Here is a 16,679-nt window from a genome sequence, read left to right as displayed (position 1 = left end):
CCGTGCGCCGCCACCTCCTCGCCGCGGGAGCCCTGCTGGCCCTCCTTTACGTCGCCGGGCCCGCCCCCGCCGTCCACGCCGCCGACGCGTGGACGGCGGGACCCGCCGCGGGCGGCACGCGTCCCGCCGAAGGAGGCCGCCCGTACTTCTACCTCCAGGGCGCGCCCGGCACGGTCTTCGAGGACAAGCTGTCGATCCTCAACCCGGACCGCACCCCCCGCACCGTCACCCTGCGCGCCGAGGACGCCGAAGGGGCCTGGATCGCGCTCGCCTCCCGCACCGTGCGGGTGCCCGCGCGCACCCGGGCGGACGTGCCGTTCACGGTGACCGTCCCGGCCACCGCCCAGCCCGGCGACCACCCCGGCACGCTCGTCGCCTCGGCCGCCGACGGCCGCGAGCAGCGCACCGAGGTCCGGCTGCGGGTCAGCGGGCCCACGCTGGCGGCGCTCTCCGTCGAGGACGTCCGCATCGAGGACGGGCTCATCCGGTACGCCCTGGTCAACCGGGGCAACACCACCCTCACCCCGCGCGTCGCCGTCCGCGCCGACGGCACCCTCGGCGGCGAACTGCTGCGCCGGGAGCCCCGCGAGATGAAGGAACTGCCGCCCGGCCGCCGCGCCGAACTCGCCGAGATCTGGACCGACACCCCCGCCCTCGACCGGGCCCGCGCCCGCCTCACCGTCACGGCGGGCCCCGGCGTCCGCGAGGAGGCCACCGCGACGGCGACCTTCGTGGAGTGGGGCCCGGCGCTGGGGCTCGGCGGGGGAGCGGCGGCACTCCTCGCGGCGGGCGGGCTGGGGATCGTACGGCACAGGAAGCGGGCGGCACAGGAGTCGCTGGGGTCGCAGGGGTCGCTGGAGTCGCTGGAGTCGCTGGAGGAGGAGAGCGGATGAGGACGGGCCGGAGCGTGCTGGTGGCGGTGGTGGCAACCGCGGTGATCCTGCTGGGAGTCGGGGGCGCGTCAGCCGACGGGAAACCGGGGGTCGCGCTCTCGAAGAGCGAGGCCGGGAAGGGCGGCGAGATCACCGTCAAGGGCGACGGCTGGCGGCCCAAGGCGCTGCTGATGCTGCTGATCTGCGGCGAGGCGTCCCCGGCCACCGGCGTGCCGGGCGGCACCAACTCCTGTGCCAACGCCGACGGTCGGGCCGTCACCACCGACGCCGACGGCCGCTTCACCCGCAAGCTGGAGGTCGCCGAGCCGCCCAAGCCGTGCCCGTGCGTGGTGTACGTCGCCACCGTGCAGGGCCAACAGGCCGCCGCCTACGCCGAGTTCACCGTCGCCGGGCACCCCGTCGCGCCGCTGCCGAAGCCCGCGCCGGACGCCGGGCGGCTCGCGGTGATGCGCTCCGACGTGACGCTCGACGGGTCGGGGTCGCTGCTGACCTGGTTCGGCGCGCCGCAGACCCGACGGGTCGTGCTGAAGCTGGGCAACCTCGGGTCCGCGCCCGTCGTCGACCCTGTCTTCCAGGTCGGCACCTCGCACGGGGTCTTCTCTCCCCTGTGGGAGGAACGCCAGTGGCGCGGCACCCTCGCCCCCGGCAAGGAGGCGGAGGTCGCGCTCGACGTGCAGCTCCCGGCGGGGGCGTACGGGGACTACCTGGTCTCGGTGAAGTACGGCAAGACCGTGATGGCCGCCCAGCCCTGGGGGGTGGACCGGCCGTGGGGCGTGGTCCTGTTCTGGGTGCTGCTGGCGGTGGTGGTCCCGGCGGGGCTGTTCCGGATCGGTCTCGCGGTGGTGGACCGGGTGCGGCCGAGGACACCGGCCAGGCACCGGACCGTACGGCAGAAGGAGTCAGGCGCGGGCTTTTCGGTACGTCCCGGGGGTGCCGGGTCCGCCGAGGACGCCGCCGAGCAGGACGGCGAGCCGACGGCCGTGCTGCCGCTGCCCTGGTTCACCCCGGACAGCGCGCCGACGCCGCCGCCCGCACCGCCGCCGCCGACCTTCCCGCACAAGCAGCCGCCCGGCGCGGCGTACGAGCACGCACAGGTTTCCGCACCGCACGAGAGCACCGCCAACTCCCCTACTCCGAAAGGCAATTCGTGAAGACGCAATGGAGGATGGGCGCGACCGGTGTCGCGCTGATGCTCACCGGTGCGGGACTGCTGCTGGCCGCACCGCCCGCGACGGCCGCCGAAGTGTCGTACAAGACCGAGTGCATTCCCCCGCCCATCTCGGGCCTGCCCGCCGTCCAGGGCACCACGAAGGTGAACGTGACCGCGCCCGCGACGGCGAAGGTCGGCGACGAGGTGGAGGTCGTCTGGAAGACCGTCGAGGCGGCCTCCAAGAACCCCGACGTCCTCAACCTCGACAAGGACACCGTGAAGCCGACCGGCACGATCAAGGTCGGGGGAGCGGGAGCGGGCTCGGGCGAGCTGAAGATGGAGGGGCCCCGGCAGAACCCGCCGATCCCCAAGAACAGCCCGATGGTCCTGCCCGAGATGAAGGGCAAGCTGAAGCTGACCAAGGCGGGCGACGTCACGCTCACCCCGGGCGCGTACACCATCAACGTCAGCAAGCCGATGTCCACCGACACCAAGTGCACGCCGAAGGAGGAGCCCAAGGCCTCGGCGACGATCAAGGTGACGGACGGCGGGGGCTCCGGGGGCACGACGTCGGGCGGCGGCACGTCGTCCAACGGCGGTACGTCCTCCACCGGCGGGACCACGACGACCGGCGGCACCACGTCCACCGGCGGCACCACCACGACCGGCGGCTCCGACTCCGGCGGCAGTGACACCGGAGGCGGGTCCACCACCGGTGGCGGCGGCGACGGCAAGACCGACTTCCCCGGCAAGGAGGCCGCGGTCGAGTACGCCTGCAAGTCCCCGGGCCCGGCGAGCATCAAGACCAAAATCACCGTCAACGCCAAGAAGAACGGCGGCAGCTACGACCTCACCGTCGTCACCGCCAAGGGCGTCATGAACAGCCCCGCCGCCCTCCCGGCCGGCGCCCTCAAACCCTCCCTGCAGCTCACTCTCGGCGGCGCCGACAAGGGCAGCGTGGGCGTCACGGGCACCGGCAACAAGGACCCCCTGGAGCAGGGCAAGCCCGTCGACCTCCCCGACATGACCGGCACCTACAAACCCGGCGCGAGCGGCAAGGCCACCCTCGCCCCCTCCACCCTGACCATCGACGTCTCCCTGGGCGGCCAGAAGATCGGCATCCCCTGCACGGTCAAGGGCACGGCCCCGGTCTCCCTGGAACTCGACACGGCGGCCCAGCCGGGCGGCGCGAGCGGATCGGGTTCCGGATCGGGCTCCGGCTCGGGCTCCGGAGGAAGTACGTCGTCGAGCGGCGCCGCCGGCGGCGACCTCGCCGAGACCGGCTCCTCGGCGGACGGCGCCCTGCGCGCCCTCGCCCTGGTCGCCGGAACCGTCATCCTCCTCGGAGGCGCGGTCTTCACCTTCACCCCGTGGCGGCGGCTGAGAGGCACCCGGTAACCACCCGGACGCGACCGCGGAAACGGCGGAGGGCCGCCGCACCGAATCCGGTGCGGCGGCCCTCCGTACGAGCGGACGCTACGAGGTCAGCGGACCTCGCCCATCAGCGCGCGGACCTTGTTGCGCGACATCCAGATCAGGATGCCCGCCACGACGGCCGCGGCGGCCTCGAAGACCACGACGCCCGGGCTGTTGAGGTCGACCCCGGCGACGGACAGCATGCCCGTCACACTGTCACCGGCGGTGACGGCGAGGAAGAAGACACCCATCATCTGCGAGGCGTACTTCGCGGGAGCCATCTTCGTGGTCAGCGACAGACCCACCGGGGACAGGCACAGCTCGGCGACGGTGTGCATCAGGAAGATGAGCACCAGCCACCACATGGTGACCTTCGTGCCGTCCGTGGCCAGGTTCATCGGGATGAGGAACACGAAGAACGAGGCACCCGCCACCACCAGGGCGATGGAGAACTTCACGATCGTGCTGGGCTCGCGGTTGCGCTTGGCCAGCGCCAGCCAGATGGCGGCGGCGACCGGGGCGAGCAGCATGATGAAGCCCGGGTTCAGGGCCTGGAAGAACGTGTTCGGCATGTCCCAGCCGAAGATGTTGCGCTCGGTCTTGGAGTCACCGAACAGCGACAGCGTCGACGCACCCTGGTCGAAGATCATCCAGAAGACGGCGGCGGCGGCGAAGAAGTAGATGAACGCGGTCATCTTGGTCTGCTCTTCGCCGGACAGGTCCTTGTCCCGCTTGATCTTGACCAGTACGCCGATCGGGATCAGCAGACCGGCCAGGATGATCGGGACCAGCACCCAGTTCTTCGTCAGCGTGAAGACGTCGGTGAAACCGACCAGCAGGTAGAAGGCGGCGATCACGGCGGCGCACACGAGCGTCTTGGTGATGACGGCCTTCTTCTCGGCCGGGGACAGCGGGTTCGCGACCCGGTTGTCCCGCTCGCTGAAGCCGCGGGTGCCGAGCATGAAGGTGATCGCGCCGATCGCCATGCCCACCGCGGCCAGACCGAAGCCGAGGTGCCAGTTGACCGCCTCGCCGATCCAGCCGATCGCGATGGGAGCGACCACGGCACCGAGGTTGATGCCCATGTAGAAGATCGTGAAGCCACCGTCGCGGCGGGGGTCCTTCGGGTCGGTGTAGAGGTGGCCGACCATCGTGGAGATGTTGGCCTTCAGCAGACCCGAACCGAACGCGATCAGGCACAGGCCGACGAAGAACATGACCTGCCCCGGCAGTGCCAGGGAGAGGTGACCCGCGACGATCACGAAGCTCGCGATCTGGACCGTCTTGCGGGCGCCCCAGACGCGGTCGCCGAACCAGCCGCCGGGCATGGCCATGAGGTACACCATGGCCACGTAGACGGAGTAGATGGCCGTGGCCGTGGCCGCGGTCATCGCGAGCCCGCCGCCCTGGCTGCCGGTCGCGGCATCCGCGCCGCCGGAAACCAGGTACATCACGAGCAGAGCCCGCATGCCGTAGTAGGAGAACCGCTCCCACATCTCGGTCATGAAGAGAATGGCCAGGCCGCGGGGGTGGCCGAAGAAGGCCTTGTCCCCGGCTGCGCCGGGGGTTTCCTTCGTCAGGCTGGACGCCATGGGTCGATCCTTGCTTGCTCGGGACGCGTCCACGATGCAGTTATCGGGTACGCGCCCGGTGGGGGGCAGCCGGCACCGGAACGGAAGGGTTGCCGCTCCGGGATCCACGCCCCGCATCGCTTCTTCGCGTGCGGAGCCCGGCCCTAGGTCATTCACTTGCCATCAGGATCGGGGAGCCCGATCGAGCGCACAAAAGGGCCCGTGGCAGTCATTGCCGCCAAAGGCCCCCGATTAGTGCAACAAACGTGGTCGCCACCTTACGACACGACACTGCCGGATATGGAAGGACTTGAGACATGGATCACAGGCCCCAATGGAACTGACTTCCCACATTTGAAGGTCCTTCCCAGGAACGGGTCCTATACCCGCAGGCGTCCTCCGTTTCTTGACGATCACTGCCGGGGCACTGGCCACGCCGACTAACATGCCCCCATGACCCGTGTACTGCTCGCCGAGGACGACGCATCCATTTCGGAGCCACTGGCCCGCGCACTGCGTCGGGAGGGTTACGAGGTCGAGGTCCGCGAGGACGGACCGACCGCCCTGGACGCCGGACTCCAGGGAGGCATCGACCTCGTCGTGCTCGACCTGGGACTCCCCGGAATGGACGGCCTGGAGGTCGCCCGCCGGCTGCGCGCCGACGGCCACACCGTGCCGATCCTGGTGCTCACCGCCCGCGCCGACGAAGTCGACACCGTCGTCGGGCTCGACGCCGGCGCCGACGACTACGTCACCAAGCCCTTCCGCCTCGCCGAACTCCTCGCCCGGGTCCGGGCCCTGCTGCGGCGCGGCTCCTCCGAGCCCGCCCCGGCCCCCGCCACCCACGGCGTACGGATCGACGTCGAGTCGCACCGCGCCTGGATGGGCGACGAGGAACTCCAGCTCACCGCGAAGGAATTCGACCTGCTGCGCGTCCTCGTGCGCGACGCGGGCCGGGTCGTCACCCGCGACCAGCTGATGCGCGAGGTCTGGGACACCACCTGGTGGTCCTCCACCAAGACCCTCGACATGCACATCTCCTGGCTCCGCAAGAAGCTCGGCGACGACGCGGCCAACCCCCGCTACATCGCGACGGTACGAGGCGTGGGCTTCCGCTTCGAGAAGAGCTGACCGGAGCTTTCGGAACGCGCTGATCCCGGCGGCGACCAGGCATCCTTGTGTCCATGCGTCGCCGTCTGATCAATTCCACGCTCGCCGTGGTGCTCGTCGTCATCGCCGTCTTCGGGGTCTCCCTCGTCATCGTCGAGACCCGCACCATCAGCAACAGCGCCCAGGAGTCCGTCGACTCCGAGGCCCTGCGGCTGGTGAGCGTCGTCGAGGGCCGGCTCGTCGGCGAGGGCACCGTGAGCCGCGAGGTCCTCGTCAAGCAGATCGGCGGCCACCGGTACGCCCGTATCGACATCCCCGGACAGGCGGCCATCGAGATCGGCACCCGCCCCACCGACGGCGTCATCGAGGGCCGCGCCTCCGGGGAACGCGGCGAGACCGTCACCGTCATGGAGTCCCGGTCCACCGTCACCCGCGAGGTCGGCCGCACCCTGCTGATCATCGGCGCGGTCGCCCTGCTGGCCGTCGTCGCCGCCGTTCTCCTGGCGGTACGTCAGGCCAACCGCCTGGCCTCCCCGCTCACCGACCTCGCCGAGACCGCCGAACGCCTCGGCTCCGGCGACCCCCGCCCCCGCCACAAGCGGTACGGGGTCCCCGAGCTGGACCGGGTCGCCGACGTCCTGGACTCCTCCGCCGAACGCATCGCCCGGATGCTCACCGCCGAGCGCCGCCTGGCCGCCGACGCCTCCCACCAGCTCCGCACCCCGCTCACCGCGCTCTCCATGCGGCTGGAGGAGATCACCCTCACCGACGAGCTGGACACGGTGAAGGAGGAGGCGACCATCGCCCTCACCCAGGTCGAGCGCCTCACCGACGTCGTGGAGCGCCTGCTCACCAACTCCCGCGACCCGCGCACCGGCTCCGCCGTCGCCTTCGACCTGGACGAGGTCGTCAAGCAGCAGATCGAGGAGTGGCGGCCCGCCTACCGCAGCGCCGGACGCGCGATCGTACGGTCGGGGAAGAAGGACCTGCGGGCGGTCGGCACCCCGGGCGCGGTCGCCCAGGTCCTCGCCGCACTCATCGAGAACTCCCTCATGCACGGCGGCGGCACCGTCGCCCTGCGCTCCCGCGTCACCGGCAACCAGGCCGTCATCGAGGTCACCGACGAAGGCCCCGGCGTACCCGTGGACCTCGGCGCCCGCATCTTCGAGCGGACCATCAGCGGCCGCAACTCCACCGGCATCGGCCTCGCCGTCGCCCGCGACCTCGCGGAGGCCGACGGGGGCCGCCTGGAACTCCTCCAGCAGAAGCCCGCCGTCTTCGCGCTCTTCCTCAGCACGGTGGTGCCGGACAGCAGGAACGCCGAGGAGAAGACGATCAGGTGAGCCGGGAGGCGGCGGGCTTGGGCTGCGGCGTCACGACGGGAGCGGGAGCGGCGGCGGGCGCGGGGGCAGGCGCAGGGCCCGGCGTGGGCTCGACCGCCTCCTCGGCGGGCACCGTCCGGAACACCCACGTCCGGTACGACCAGAAGCGGAACAGCGTCGCCACCCCGATCCCGAACACCTTGAAGAAGTTGCTCTGCAACGGGGTGTTCCAGCCGAAGCCGTACGTCGCCAGGTAGAGCAGCCCGTTCTCGATGATCGCGCCGGCCACGCTGAAGACCAGGAAGAGCGTCAGCTCCTTGGCCCGGCCGCTCTTGTCGCGGTCGCGGTAGGTGAAGTACCGGAAACCGACGTAGTTGAAGAGGACCGAGATCACCGTCGCGACCAGCGAGGCCCGCACCACCTGGAGATCGGTGGTGTGCCGCAGCACGTTGAAGGCCGCCATGTTGACGAGCAGCCCGAGGCCGCCGACCGCCCCGAACTTGACGACCTCGCGCGCAAGCTGTTCGAGACGTGTGCGCAGCGCGGTACCGCCAGGCTCGCTCATGATCTGTGTCGACCCCGTTCGGTTGATGTCGTCAACCCAGCCATGCTAACCATCACTCCCCGGGCACGCCCCGGGGACGTGCGCCGTCCGGTCACGGTTCGGCCACCCCCTCCCGTGGCTCCCTTGTGCGTTCGTACGAAGGAGGGGGCGTCCGGGGTGGTACGTGCCTACGGATACTCTGGACGGGTGACGTTCCCGGTAGTCGGTATGGTCGGCGGCGGTCAGCTCGCCCGCATGACCCACGAGGCGGGCATCCCCCTCGGCATCAAGTTCAAGCTCCTCAGCGACACCCCCCAGGACTCGGCGGCCCAGGTGGTGAGCGACGTCGTCGTCGGCGACTATCGCGACCTGGAAACGCTCCGTGCCTTCGCGCGCGGCTGCGACGTGATCACCTTCGATCACGAACACGTACCGACCGAACACCTGCGGGCCCTGGAGGCCGACGGCATCCCCGTCCGCCCCGGCCCCGACGCGCTGATCCACGCCCACGACAAGGGGGTGATGCGCGCGAAACTGACCGAGATCGGCGCCCCCTGCCCCCGGCACCGCATCGTCGCCGACCCGGCGGACGTGACGGCCTTCGCGGAGGAGGGCGACGGCTACCCGGTCATCCTCAAGACCGTGCGCGGCGGCTACGACGGCAAGGGCGTCTGGTTCGTCCGCTCCGAGGCCGACGCCCACGAGCCCTTCCAGGCGGGCGTCCCGGTCCTCGCCGAAGAAAAAGTCGACTTCGTCCGCGAGCTGGCCGCCAACATCGTGCGCTCCCCGCACGGCCAGGCCGTCGCGTACCCCGTGGTCGAGTCCCAGCAGGTCGACGGCGTCTGCGACACGGTCATCGCCCCGGCGCCCGACCTGTCGGAGGAGTTGTCGGGCGAGGCCCAGCAGCTCGCCATCCGCATCGCCGTCGAACTGAACGTCGTCGGCCACCTCGCCGTCGAACTCTTCGAGACCGCCGACGGCCGCATCCTGGTCAACGAACTCGCGATGCGCCCGCACAACTCCGGCCACTGGACCCAGGACGGCGCGATCACCTCGCAGTTCGCCAACCACGTCCGCGCCGTCCTCGACCTCCCGCTCGGCGACCCGCGCCCGCGCGCCACCTGGACGGTCATGTGCAACGTCCTCGGCGGGGACTACCCCGACATGTACAAGCCGTACCTGCACGTCATGGCCCGCGACCCGCAGGCCAAGATCCACATGTACGGCAAGGACGTGCGCCCCGGCCGCAAGGTCGGCCACGTCAACACCTACGGCGACGACCTGGACGACGTGCTGGAGCGCGCCCGTCACGCCGCCGGCTACCTGCGAGGAACGATCGTTGAGTAACGCACAGGCTCCGCTGGTCGGCATCGTCATGGGCTCCGACTCGGACTGGCCCGTCATGGAGGCCGCGGCCACCGCGCTGGCCGAGTTCGAGATCCCCTACGAGGTCGACGTCGTCTCCGCGCACCGGATGCCGCACGAGATGATCTCGTACGGAGAGGAAGCGGCCGGCCGCGGCCTCAAGGCGATCATCGCGGGCGCGGGCGGCGCGGCCCACCTGCCGGGCATGCTCGCCTCGGTCACCCCGCTCCCCGTCATCGGCGTCCCCGTACCCCTCAAATACCTCGACGGCATGGACTCCCTGCTCTCCATCGTGCAGATGCCGGCCGGGGTCCCCGTCGCCACCGTCTCCGTCGCGGGCGCCCGCAACGCGGGCCTCCTCGCGGCCCGCATGCTCGCGGCCTTCGACCCGGCCCTGCTGACCCGCATGCAGGAGTTCCAGCAGGACCTCAACGCGCAGGCCACCGAGAAGGGCAAGCGGCTGCGCACGAAGGCGATGGGCACCCCGGACTCCTTCGGCTTCGGGAAGTAGCTCCCGGCTTCGGGGAAGCGGCGGGCAGGGAGTAGGAAAGAGCCCATGAGCAATCTGGACAAGGCCCACACCCTCCTCGCCGACTTCCCCGTGGTCGACGGCCACAACGACCTCCCCTGGGCACTGCGCGAGCAGGTCCGCTACGACCTGGACCGCCTCGACATCGCCGCCGACCAGTCCGCCCACCTGCACACGGACCTGGCCCGGCTGCGGACGGGCCGGGTGGGCGCCCAGTTCTGGTCGGTCTACGTCCGCACCGACCTCACCGGCGACTCGGCGGTCAGCGCCACCCTCGAACAGATCGACGTCGTCGACCAGCTGATCGCCCGCTACCCCGACCACCTGGTCCGCGCCCTCACCGCCGAAGACATGGAGGCGGCCCGCCGCGAGGGCCGCATCGCCTCCCTGATGGGCGCCGAGGGCGGCCACTCCATCAACAACTCCCTCGCCACGCTCCGCGCATTCCACACGCTCGGCGTGCGCTACATGACCCTCACCCACAACGACAACATCCCCTGGGCGGACAGCGCCACCGACGCCCCCGCCTGCGGCGGCCTGACCGCCTTCGGCCGCGAGGTCGTCCGCGAGATGAACCGCATCGGCATGCTCGTCGACCTCTCGCACGTCGCCGCCACCACGATGCGCGCGGCCCTCGAAACCACCGAAGCACCGGTGATCTTCTCCCACTCCTCCGCCCGCGCGGTCTGCGACCACCCCCGCAACATCCCCGACGACGTCCTGGCCGCCCTCCCCGCCAACGGGGGCGTCGCGATGGCCACCTTCGTCCCCAAATTCATCCTCCCCGAAGCGGTCGCCTGGACCGCCCGCGCGGACGAGAACATGCGCGCCCACGGCCTCCACCACCTCGACACCACCGCCGAGGGCATGAAGGTCCAACGCGCCTTCGAAGCGGCCCACCCCCGCCCGATGGCCACCGCCGCAACGGTCGCCGACCACCTCGACCACATGCGCGAGGTCGCGGGCATCGACCACATCGGAATCGGCGGCGACTACGACGGCACGGCGTTCACCCCCTCGGGCCTGGAAGACGTCACCGGCTACCCGAACCTCATCGCCGAACTGATCACCCGCGGCTGGTCCACCCCCGACCTCGCCAAACTCACCTGGCAGAACGCGGTCCGGGTTCTCCGCGACGCAGAGTCGACCGCCAGGGACCTCCAGTCCCGCAGGGGCCCCTCGAACGCCACGCTCGACCAGTTGGACGGCTGATCCCTCCCGGGGCGGGTCAGGCCACTCCGCGCAGGCGAACGGGGCCCTTCGGCGCCTTCGGGCCCGTCAGTCCCAGGACCCCGTCGATGGCGAGCCTGGCCCGGTCCGGGGCGTCCGGCAGCAGGTCGCTGTAGTACCTCTCGGTGAAGCTCACCGAGGAGTGGCCCAGCCAGGCAGACACCTCCGTCAGCGGCACGTTCTCGGCGAACAGCGAGGCCGCATAGAAGTGCCGGAGGCTGTGCGGCTTGAAGTGGTCGACGTCGGCCGCAGTCAGCGCCGGCTTCCAGATCTTCTCGTACCAGTACTGCGGGTACAGCAGGCCCGTCCCGGTGACGTTGCTGAACATCAGGGCGTCGGGACCCCAGGTGCCGAACTCCTTCACCTGCCGCCGCAGCGCCAGAGCCACCACGTCCGGGAGCGGCACCTCACGCCCCCCGTCGCCCTCCTCACGCCACTTGATGTGGCGCAGCCGCATCCGGCCGTACTTGCCCGTCCCCGTGTCCCCGTCGCACGCCACCTGACGGTCGACCGTGACCACCCGGCGTTCGCGGCTGATTCGGTCGCTGCTGAAACCCATGGCCTCCCCGAGGCGCAGCCCGCACCCGGCCATCAGCCAGAACATCCCGCGATAGCGCGCGGGTGCCGCGCCGATGACGGCGTGCACGACTTCAGCACCAGGAACGTGGACCTCGGCGCGCTGGGCCCGGTGAACCCGGGCACGGCTGTCGGGAAGCCGGACCCCTCGACACGGATTCGCCTCGGCACACCCTTGCTCCATCGCCCAGGCGAACACCGCTTTCAGCAGGTTGAAACGGAACTGGGCGGTGGACGGCTTGTAGCCGCGATCGGCGATCAGCCAGGCGACTCACTCGTCGATCTCCGGCTCGGTCACGGACCCGAGGGAGCGTGAGCCGAAGAAGGGCTCCACGCTCCGGGCCAGGATGCTGCGGTACTGCTTGACGCTGCTGTTCTCGACGCCCCTGGTGGTGGCCCACCTCTCGAAGACACAGACGAGGGACTCACTTCCGGCCGGGCTGCTCCCGGGACTGCTCATGCTCTGCGCCCTCCAGGCACCGTCTGGCCTTGGCGGTCAGCCGGTCCGCGGGTCTTCCTGGCGGCCCGTCGAGGAATCCCATGGCGCGGGCCCGGCGAATGCGTCCGCTGACGGTGTTCCGGCTCGTGCCCCAGGCGGTTGCGAGCCGCGTGACGGGGCTGCGATATCCCTGCTCCACCAGGCGTACGTACGCGCGGGCCAGCACGGCGTAGTCGTGTTCGGTCTCGACCCTGTCGGGCACGGCACCCGCTTCTGTGCCGTCGGCCGATCGACCGAGGCGGGCCCGGAGTTCCTTCGTCGTCCTGCGGATCTCCGCCATGGAGATGGACCGCATGAGTTCCGCTGTGATGCCGTCCGTCTCGCGCGCGGCGTCCGGATCCGACGGAGGGTCGATGCGCAGGCTGGACGGCCCGTCCCACGGGGCACCGAGCTCGCTCACCACGGTGAGCCGCCAGCCGTGCAGTTCGGCTTCGTGGACGAGGTCGTCTCCGTCCACGCGCCACCCCGGGGGGAGTCCGCCGTCTCCATGCGCATCCGTCATCCGTCGAAAGTAGCGCGACACACAGCAGCCGCCACGTGCCGGGCGGTCCCCGGCCACGAAACGACGATAGAACACGAGACCTGGCTGCATCCGTGTTTCGTGTTTTCTCCTGCGAAAGAGGAAGGGGGCGCCCCGGACGGGCGCCCCCTTGCCTCGTGCCTCCTGCTACTTGGGCAGGTTCCGCGCCATCACGATGCGCTGGATCTGGTTCGTGCCCTCGTACAGCTGAGTGATTTTCGCGTCCCGCATCATCCGCTCCACCGGGTAGTCCCGCGTGTAGCCGTACCCGCCCAGCAGCTGGATCGCGTCCAGCGTGATCTCCATGGCCGCGTCCGACGCGTAGCACTTGGCGGCGGCGCCGAAGAAGGTGAGGTCCGCGTCCACTCGCTCCGACTTCGCCGCAGCGGCGTACGTCAGCTGGCGGGCGGCCTCCAGCTTCATGGCCATGTCCGCGAGCATGAACTGCACGCCCTGGAAGTCACCGATCGGCTTGCCGAACTGCTTGCGCTCCTGGACGTAGCCCTTGGCGTAGTCCAGCGCGCCCTGGGCGATGCCGAGCGCCTGGGCGGCGATCGTGATGCGGGTGTGGTCGAGGGTCTTCATCGCGGTGGCGAAGCCGGTGCCCTCGGCGCCGATCATGCGGTCGGCGGGGATGCGCACGTTGTCGAGGTAGACCTCGCGCGTGGGGGAGCCCTTGATGCCGAGCTTCTTCTCCGGGGCGCCGAAGGAGACGCCCTCGTCGGACTTCTCGACGACGAAGGCGGAGATGCCCTTGGAGCGCTTCTCGGGGTCCGTGACGGCCATGACCGTGTAGTACTCGGACTCGCCGGCGTTGGTGATCCAGCGCTTCACGCCGTTGAGGACCCAGTAGTCGCCGTCACGCACCGCGCGGGTCTTCATGCCCGCCGCGTCGGAGCCCGCGTCGGGCTCGGACAGGCAGTACGAGAACATCGCTTCGCCCTTGGCCAGGGGAGCGAGGTACTTCTTCTTCAGGTCCTCGGAGCCGGAGAGGATCACCGGGAGCGAGCCGAGCTTGTTGACGGCCGGGATGAGGGAGGAGGAGGCACAGACGCGCGCCACCTCCTCGATCACGATGACCGTGGCGAGCGCGTCCGCGCCCGCGCCGCCGAAGGCCTCCGGCACGTGCACCGCCTGGAGGTCGGCCGCGACCAGCGCGTCCAGGGCCTCGCGGGGGAAGCGGGCCTGCTCGTCCACCTCGGCCGCGTACGGGGCGATCTTCGCCTCGGCGAGCGCACGCACCGTCTCGCGGAGCATGTCGTGCTCTTCGGACGTCCGGTACAGGTCGAAATCGGGCGATCCTGCCAAGGTTTCTCACTCCCCAAGGATGCTAACTACCGTTAAGTAACCCTGATTTTAGGGCGTGGGGCCGATCAGGGATACGTGAGTTTGCCGACAGGCCGCACACGGGCCCGTGCCCCGGGCAGAACCTCCCCTTACGGACACCCCGATATGCTCGGGCGCGTTGTCCCGCCCGTACCGCTAGGAGCACCACATGGCCCTCAGGATCACCGTGATCGGCACCGGCTACCTCGGCGCCACGCACGCCGCGGCGATGGCGGAGCTCGGGTTCGAGGTGCTCGGGCTCGACGTCGTGCCCGAGAAGATCGAGATGCTGAGCGCCGGGCGCGTCCCGATGTACGAGCCGGGGCTCGAGGAACTGCTCCACAAGCACGTGGAGGGGCTGCCGGGATCGACCGGGCGGCTGCGGTTCACCATGGACTACGAAGAGGTCGGGGCGTTCGGCGACGTGCACTTCGTGTGCACGAACACCCCGCAGAAGCACGGCGAGTACGCCTGCGACATGAGCTACGTGAACAGCGCGTTCGCCTCCCTCGCCCCGCACCTGAAGAGCGACGCGCTCGTGGTGGGCAAGTCGACCGTGCCGGTCGGCTCGGCGGCCCGCCTCAAGCAGTTGCTGGCCGACCAGGCCCCCGAGGGCGTCGAGCTGGCCTGGAACCCGGAGTTCCTGAGGGAGGGCTTCGCGGTCCAGGACACCCTGCACCCGGACCGTCTCGTCGCCGGTGTCGAGAGCGAGCGCGCCGAGAAGATCCTGCGCGAGGTGTACGCGACGCCGATCGCCGAGGGGGCGCCCTTCGTGGTGACGGACTTCCCGACGGCGGAGCTGGTGAAGACCGCCGCGAACTCCTTCCTCGCGACGAAGCTCTCGTTCATCAACGCGATGGCCGAGGTGTGCGAGGCCGCCGACGGCGACGTGGTGAAGCTGGCCGAGGCGATCGGGTACGACGAGCGGATCGGCGCCAAGTACCTGCGCGCCGGAATCGGCTTCGGCGGCGGGTGCCTGCCCAAGGACATCCGGGCGTTCATGGCCCGCGCGGGCGAGCTGGGCGCCGACCAGGCGCTGACCTTCCTGCGCGAGGTGGACTCCATCAACATGCGCCGCCGCGGCCACATGGTCGAGCTGGCCCGCGAGGCCCTGGGCGATGCCGGCTTCCTCGGCAAGCGCGTCGCCGTCCTCGGTGCGACCTTCAAGCCGGACTCCGACGACGTACGGGACTCGCCCGCCCTCAACGTCGCAGGTCAGATCCACCTCCAGGGCGGCCAGGTCACCGTCTACGACCCCAAGGGCATGGCCAACGCCCGCCGCGTCTTCCCGACCCTCGGCTACGCCGACTCCGCCCTGGACGCGGTGCGCGGCGCGGACATCGTGCTGCACCTCACCGAGTGGCGCGAGTTCCGAGACCTGGACCCGGCCGAGCTGGGCGGGGTCGTCGCCCAGCGCCTCATCCTGGACGGCCGCAACGCCCTGGACTCCGCCACCTGGCGCGAGGCGGGCTGGACCTTCCGCGCGATGGGCCGCCCGAAGGCCTGAGTCTTACGCGTCCAGCTCCTCGATGCGCGCCGTCGAGGGGCCGCGCCGCTCCTGGGCCGCCTTGGCGGTGAACTCCGCGTCCCGCAGCACCTGCTGGAGGTTCTCCCAGGTGAGCCGGGCGAGGTCGGCCTCGGGCCAGCCCCGGTCCAGGAGTTCCGCGATCAGGTACGGGTAGGAACCGGCGTCCCGCAGCGCCCCCGGACGGGCCGCGCCCGTGTCGTACGTACCGGAAAGCCCGACGCATCCCGGGCCCGCGAGGGAGCGGACGTGGTCGAGGTGGTCGGCGACGTCGCGCACCGAGGAACCGGTGCGGGCGGCGTCGAAGGGGACCATGCACAGGCCGCCGTTCTCCCGCAGCGCGGAGAGGACGTCGTCCGGCACGTTGGCCGGGTGCGGGGTGAGGGCGTGCGCGCCCGAGCGGGTCAGGACGACGGGGGCGCGGGAGACCGTCAGGGCGGCGCGCATCGTCTCGGGGGTGGTGCCGCTGAGGTCGACGACCATGCCGACGCGGTTCATCTCCCGTACGACCTCCTGGCCGAAGCGGGTCAGCCCGGTGGGCGGCGCCCAGTCGGTGCCGGTCAGGGTGAGCGCCCGTACCCCCAGCGCGTGCAGGGCGCGCAGGGTGCCGAGCGAGGAGCCGATCGCGGGGGCCTCGGCGGGCCCGAGCAGCGAGGCGATCCGCCCGCAGCAGCGGGCGTCGCCGACCTCGCCCGAGCTGAGCGCCAGCCGCAGGGCCTCCGGATACGCCCCGACCATGGCCCGTACGTAATCGATGTGCTCCAGTACGCCGCTGACCGCGCACCCGGTGTCGGAGGGCCCCGGGTGCAGGGACCAGAACTGTGCGCCGACGCCGCCCGCGCGCAGCCGGGGGATGTCGGTGTCCAGGGTGGACTCGCCGAGCTCTATGTCGGACCAGGGGGCGGACCGTATGGCCCGGGCGAGCCCGTTGTGCCCGTCGGCGACGGGATGCGCGGCAAGCAGCTCCCGGGCCCGGGCCAGGGTCTCCTCGGAGGGAGCAGGCTCTGCGGAGGGGGCGTCCGTCACGAGGTCGGGAGTGCCCACGGCGGGGGTGGTGTGCTGCGGGTCGTCCTGTAGCAGGGCCATGACGGGGCTCCGGTTCT

16 protein-coding genes are annotated in these 16,679 nt (G+C 70.8%); 9 read left to right on the top strand and 7 right to left on the bottom strand.

Annotated elements, in window-relative coordinates; all coding sequences use genetic code 11:
• Positions 1–2 precede the first annotated feature (2 nt).
• From IE269_RS37210 to IE269_RS37200, 3 genes are read left to right on the top strand one after another with little or no spacing between them, the layout of a single operon-like run.
• Positions 3–893, top strand: a complete 891-nt coding sequence (locus IE269_RS37210) for a COG1470 family protein (RefSeq protein ID WP_189827738.1) — start codon at positions 3–5, stop codon at positions 891–893.
• The gene (locus tag IE269_RS37205; RefSeq protein WP_189827737.1) at positions 890–2,044 is read left to right on the top strand and encodes a hypothetical protein; all 1,155 of its coding nucleotides are present in this window, start codon (positions 890–892) and stop codon (positions 2,042–2,044) included. Before IE269_RS37210 ends, IE269_RS37205 begins: the two co-directional genes overlap by 4 nt.
• A 14-nt stretch (positions 2,045–2,058) precedes the next feature.
• Positions 2,059–3,441: a hypothetical protein gene (locus tag IE269_RS37200; protein ID WP_189827736.1), complete on the top strand. Its 1,383-nt coding sequence runs from the start codon at positions 2,059–2,061 to the stop codon at positions 3,439–3,441.
• A gap of 86 nt (positions 3,442–3,527) precedes the next feature.
• Here the strand turns inward: IE269_RS37200 and IE269_RS37195 are convergent, their stop codons facing one another.
• Positions 3,528–5,051: a peptide MFS transporter gene (locus IE269_RS37195; RefSeq protein ID WP_189827735.1), complete on the bottom strand. Its 1,524-nt coding sequence runs from the start codon at positions 5,049–5,051 to the stop codon at positions 3,528–3,530.
• Positions 5,052–5,483: 432 nt separating this feature from the next.
• On the opposite strand from IE269_RS37195, the gene IE269_RS37190 reads away from it, so the two are divergent.
• The gene (locus tag IE269_RS37190) at positions 5,484–6,161 is read left to right on the top strand and encodes a response regulator transcription factor (RefSeq protein ID WP_189827734.1); all 678 of its coding nucleotides are present in this window, start codon (positions 5,484–5,486) and stop codon (positions 6,159–6,161) included.
• A 53-nt stretch (positions 6,162–6,214) separates the two neighbouring features.
• Positions 6,215–7,483, top strand: coding sequence for an ATP-binding protein (locus IE269_RS37185; RefSeq protein ID WP_189827733.1), 1,269 nt, complete (start codon positions 6,215–6,217; stop codon positions 7,481–7,483).
• Here the strand turns inward: IE269_RS37185 and IE269_RS37180 are convergent.
• The gene (locus tag IE269_RS37180) at positions 7,476–8,027 is read right to left on the bottom strand and encodes a GtrA family protein (RefSeq protein ID WP_189827732.1); all 552 of its coding nucleotides are present in this window, start codon (positions 8,025–8,027) and stop codon (positions 7,476–7,478) included. The genes IE269_RS37185 and IE269_RS37180 overlap by 8 nt on opposite strands.
• A gap of 186 nt (positions 8,028–8,213) precedes the next feature.
• On the opposite strand from IE269_RS37180, the gene IE269_RS37175 reads away from it, so the two are divergent.
• From IE269_RS37175 to IE269_RS37165, 3 genes are read left to right on the top strand one after another with little or no spacing between them, the layout of a single operon-like run.
• Entirely contained in the window at positions 8,214–9,353 is a 1,140-nt protein-coding gene (locus IE269_RS37175; protein WP_189827731.1) for a 5-(carboxyamino)imidazole ribonucleotide synthase, read from the top strand.
• Positions 9,354–9,381: 28 nt separating this feature from the next.
• On the top strand, positions 9,382–9,882 hold the full coding sequence (gene purE / locus IE269_RS37170) for a 5-(carboxyamino)imidazole ribonucleotide mutase (RefSeq protein WP_189827785.1): 501 nt from the start codon (positions 9,382–9,384) through the stop codon (positions 9,880–9,882).
• Between the two features lie 45 nt (positions 9,883–9,927).
• Entirely contained in the window at positions 9,928–11,112 is a 1,185-nt protein-coding gene (locus IE269_RS37165; RefSeq protein ID WP_189827730.1) for a dipeptidase, read from the top strand.
• Between the two features lie 16 nt (positions 11,113–11,128).
• Here the strand turns inward: IE269_RS37165 and IE269_RS37160 are convergent, their stop codons facing one another.
• The 4 genes from IE269_RS37160 to IE269_RS37145 form a co-directional block, all read right to left on the bottom strand.
• Entirely contained in the window at positions 11,129–11,776 is a 648-nt protein-coding gene (locus IE269_RS37160; RefSeq protein WP_189827729.1) for a site-specific integrase, read from the bottom strand.
• A gap of 201 nt (positions 11,777–11,977) precedes the next feature.
• Positions 11,978–12,166: a hypothetical protein gene (locus IE269_RS37155; protein WP_189827728.1), complete on the bottom strand. Its 189-nt coding sequence runs from the start codon at positions 12,164–12,166 to the stop codon at positions 11,978–11,980.
• Positions 12,132–12,662, bottom strand: coding sequence for a hypothetical protein (locus tag IE269_RS37150; protein ID WP_189827727.1), 531 nt, complete (start codon positions 12,660–12,662; stop codon positions 12,132–12,134). Before IE269_RS37150 ends, IE269_RS37155 begins: the two co-directional genes overlap by 35 nt.
• 210 nt (positions 12,663–12,872) lie before the next feature.
• Positions 12,873–14,033 (bottom strand): acyl-CoA dehydrogenase family protein, encoded by a 1,161-nt coding sequence (locus IE269_RS37145; protein ID WP_189827726.1) that lies wholly within the window; start codon positions 14,031–14,033, stop codon positions 12,873–12,875.
• Positions 14,034–14,220: 187 nt separating this feature from the next.
• Between IE269_RS37145 and IE269_RS37140 the strand changes: the two genes are divergently transcribed.
• Positions 14,221–15,558, top strand: a complete 1,338-nt coding sequence (locus IE269_RS37140; RefSeq protein WP_189827725.1) for a UDP-glucose dehydrogenase family protein — start codon at positions 14,221–14,223, stop codon at positions 15,556–15,558.
• Positions 15,559–15,561: 3 nt separating this feature from the next.
• On the opposite strand, the gene IE269_RS37135 is transcribed toward IE269_RS37140, so the two are convergent.
• The gene (locus IE269_RS37135) at positions 15,562–16,662 is read right to left on the bottom strand and encodes a dipeptidase (protein ID WP_189827724.1); all 1,101 of its coding nucleotides are present in this window, start codon (positions 16,660–16,662) and stop codon (positions 15,562–15,564) included.
• Positions 16,663–16,679 lie beyond the last annotated feature (17 nt).

Origin of the sequence: Streptomyces spiroverticillatus (assembly GCA_014650415.1) — a bacterium.
Taxonomy (GTDB): domain Bacteria; phylum Actinomycetota; class Actinomycetes; order Streptomycetales; family Streptomycetaceae; genus Streptomyces; species Streptomyces spiroverticillatus.
The sequence above is the reverse complement of the archived record's forward strand: the minus strand, read 5'-3'. Positions and strand labels throughout refer to the sequence as shown.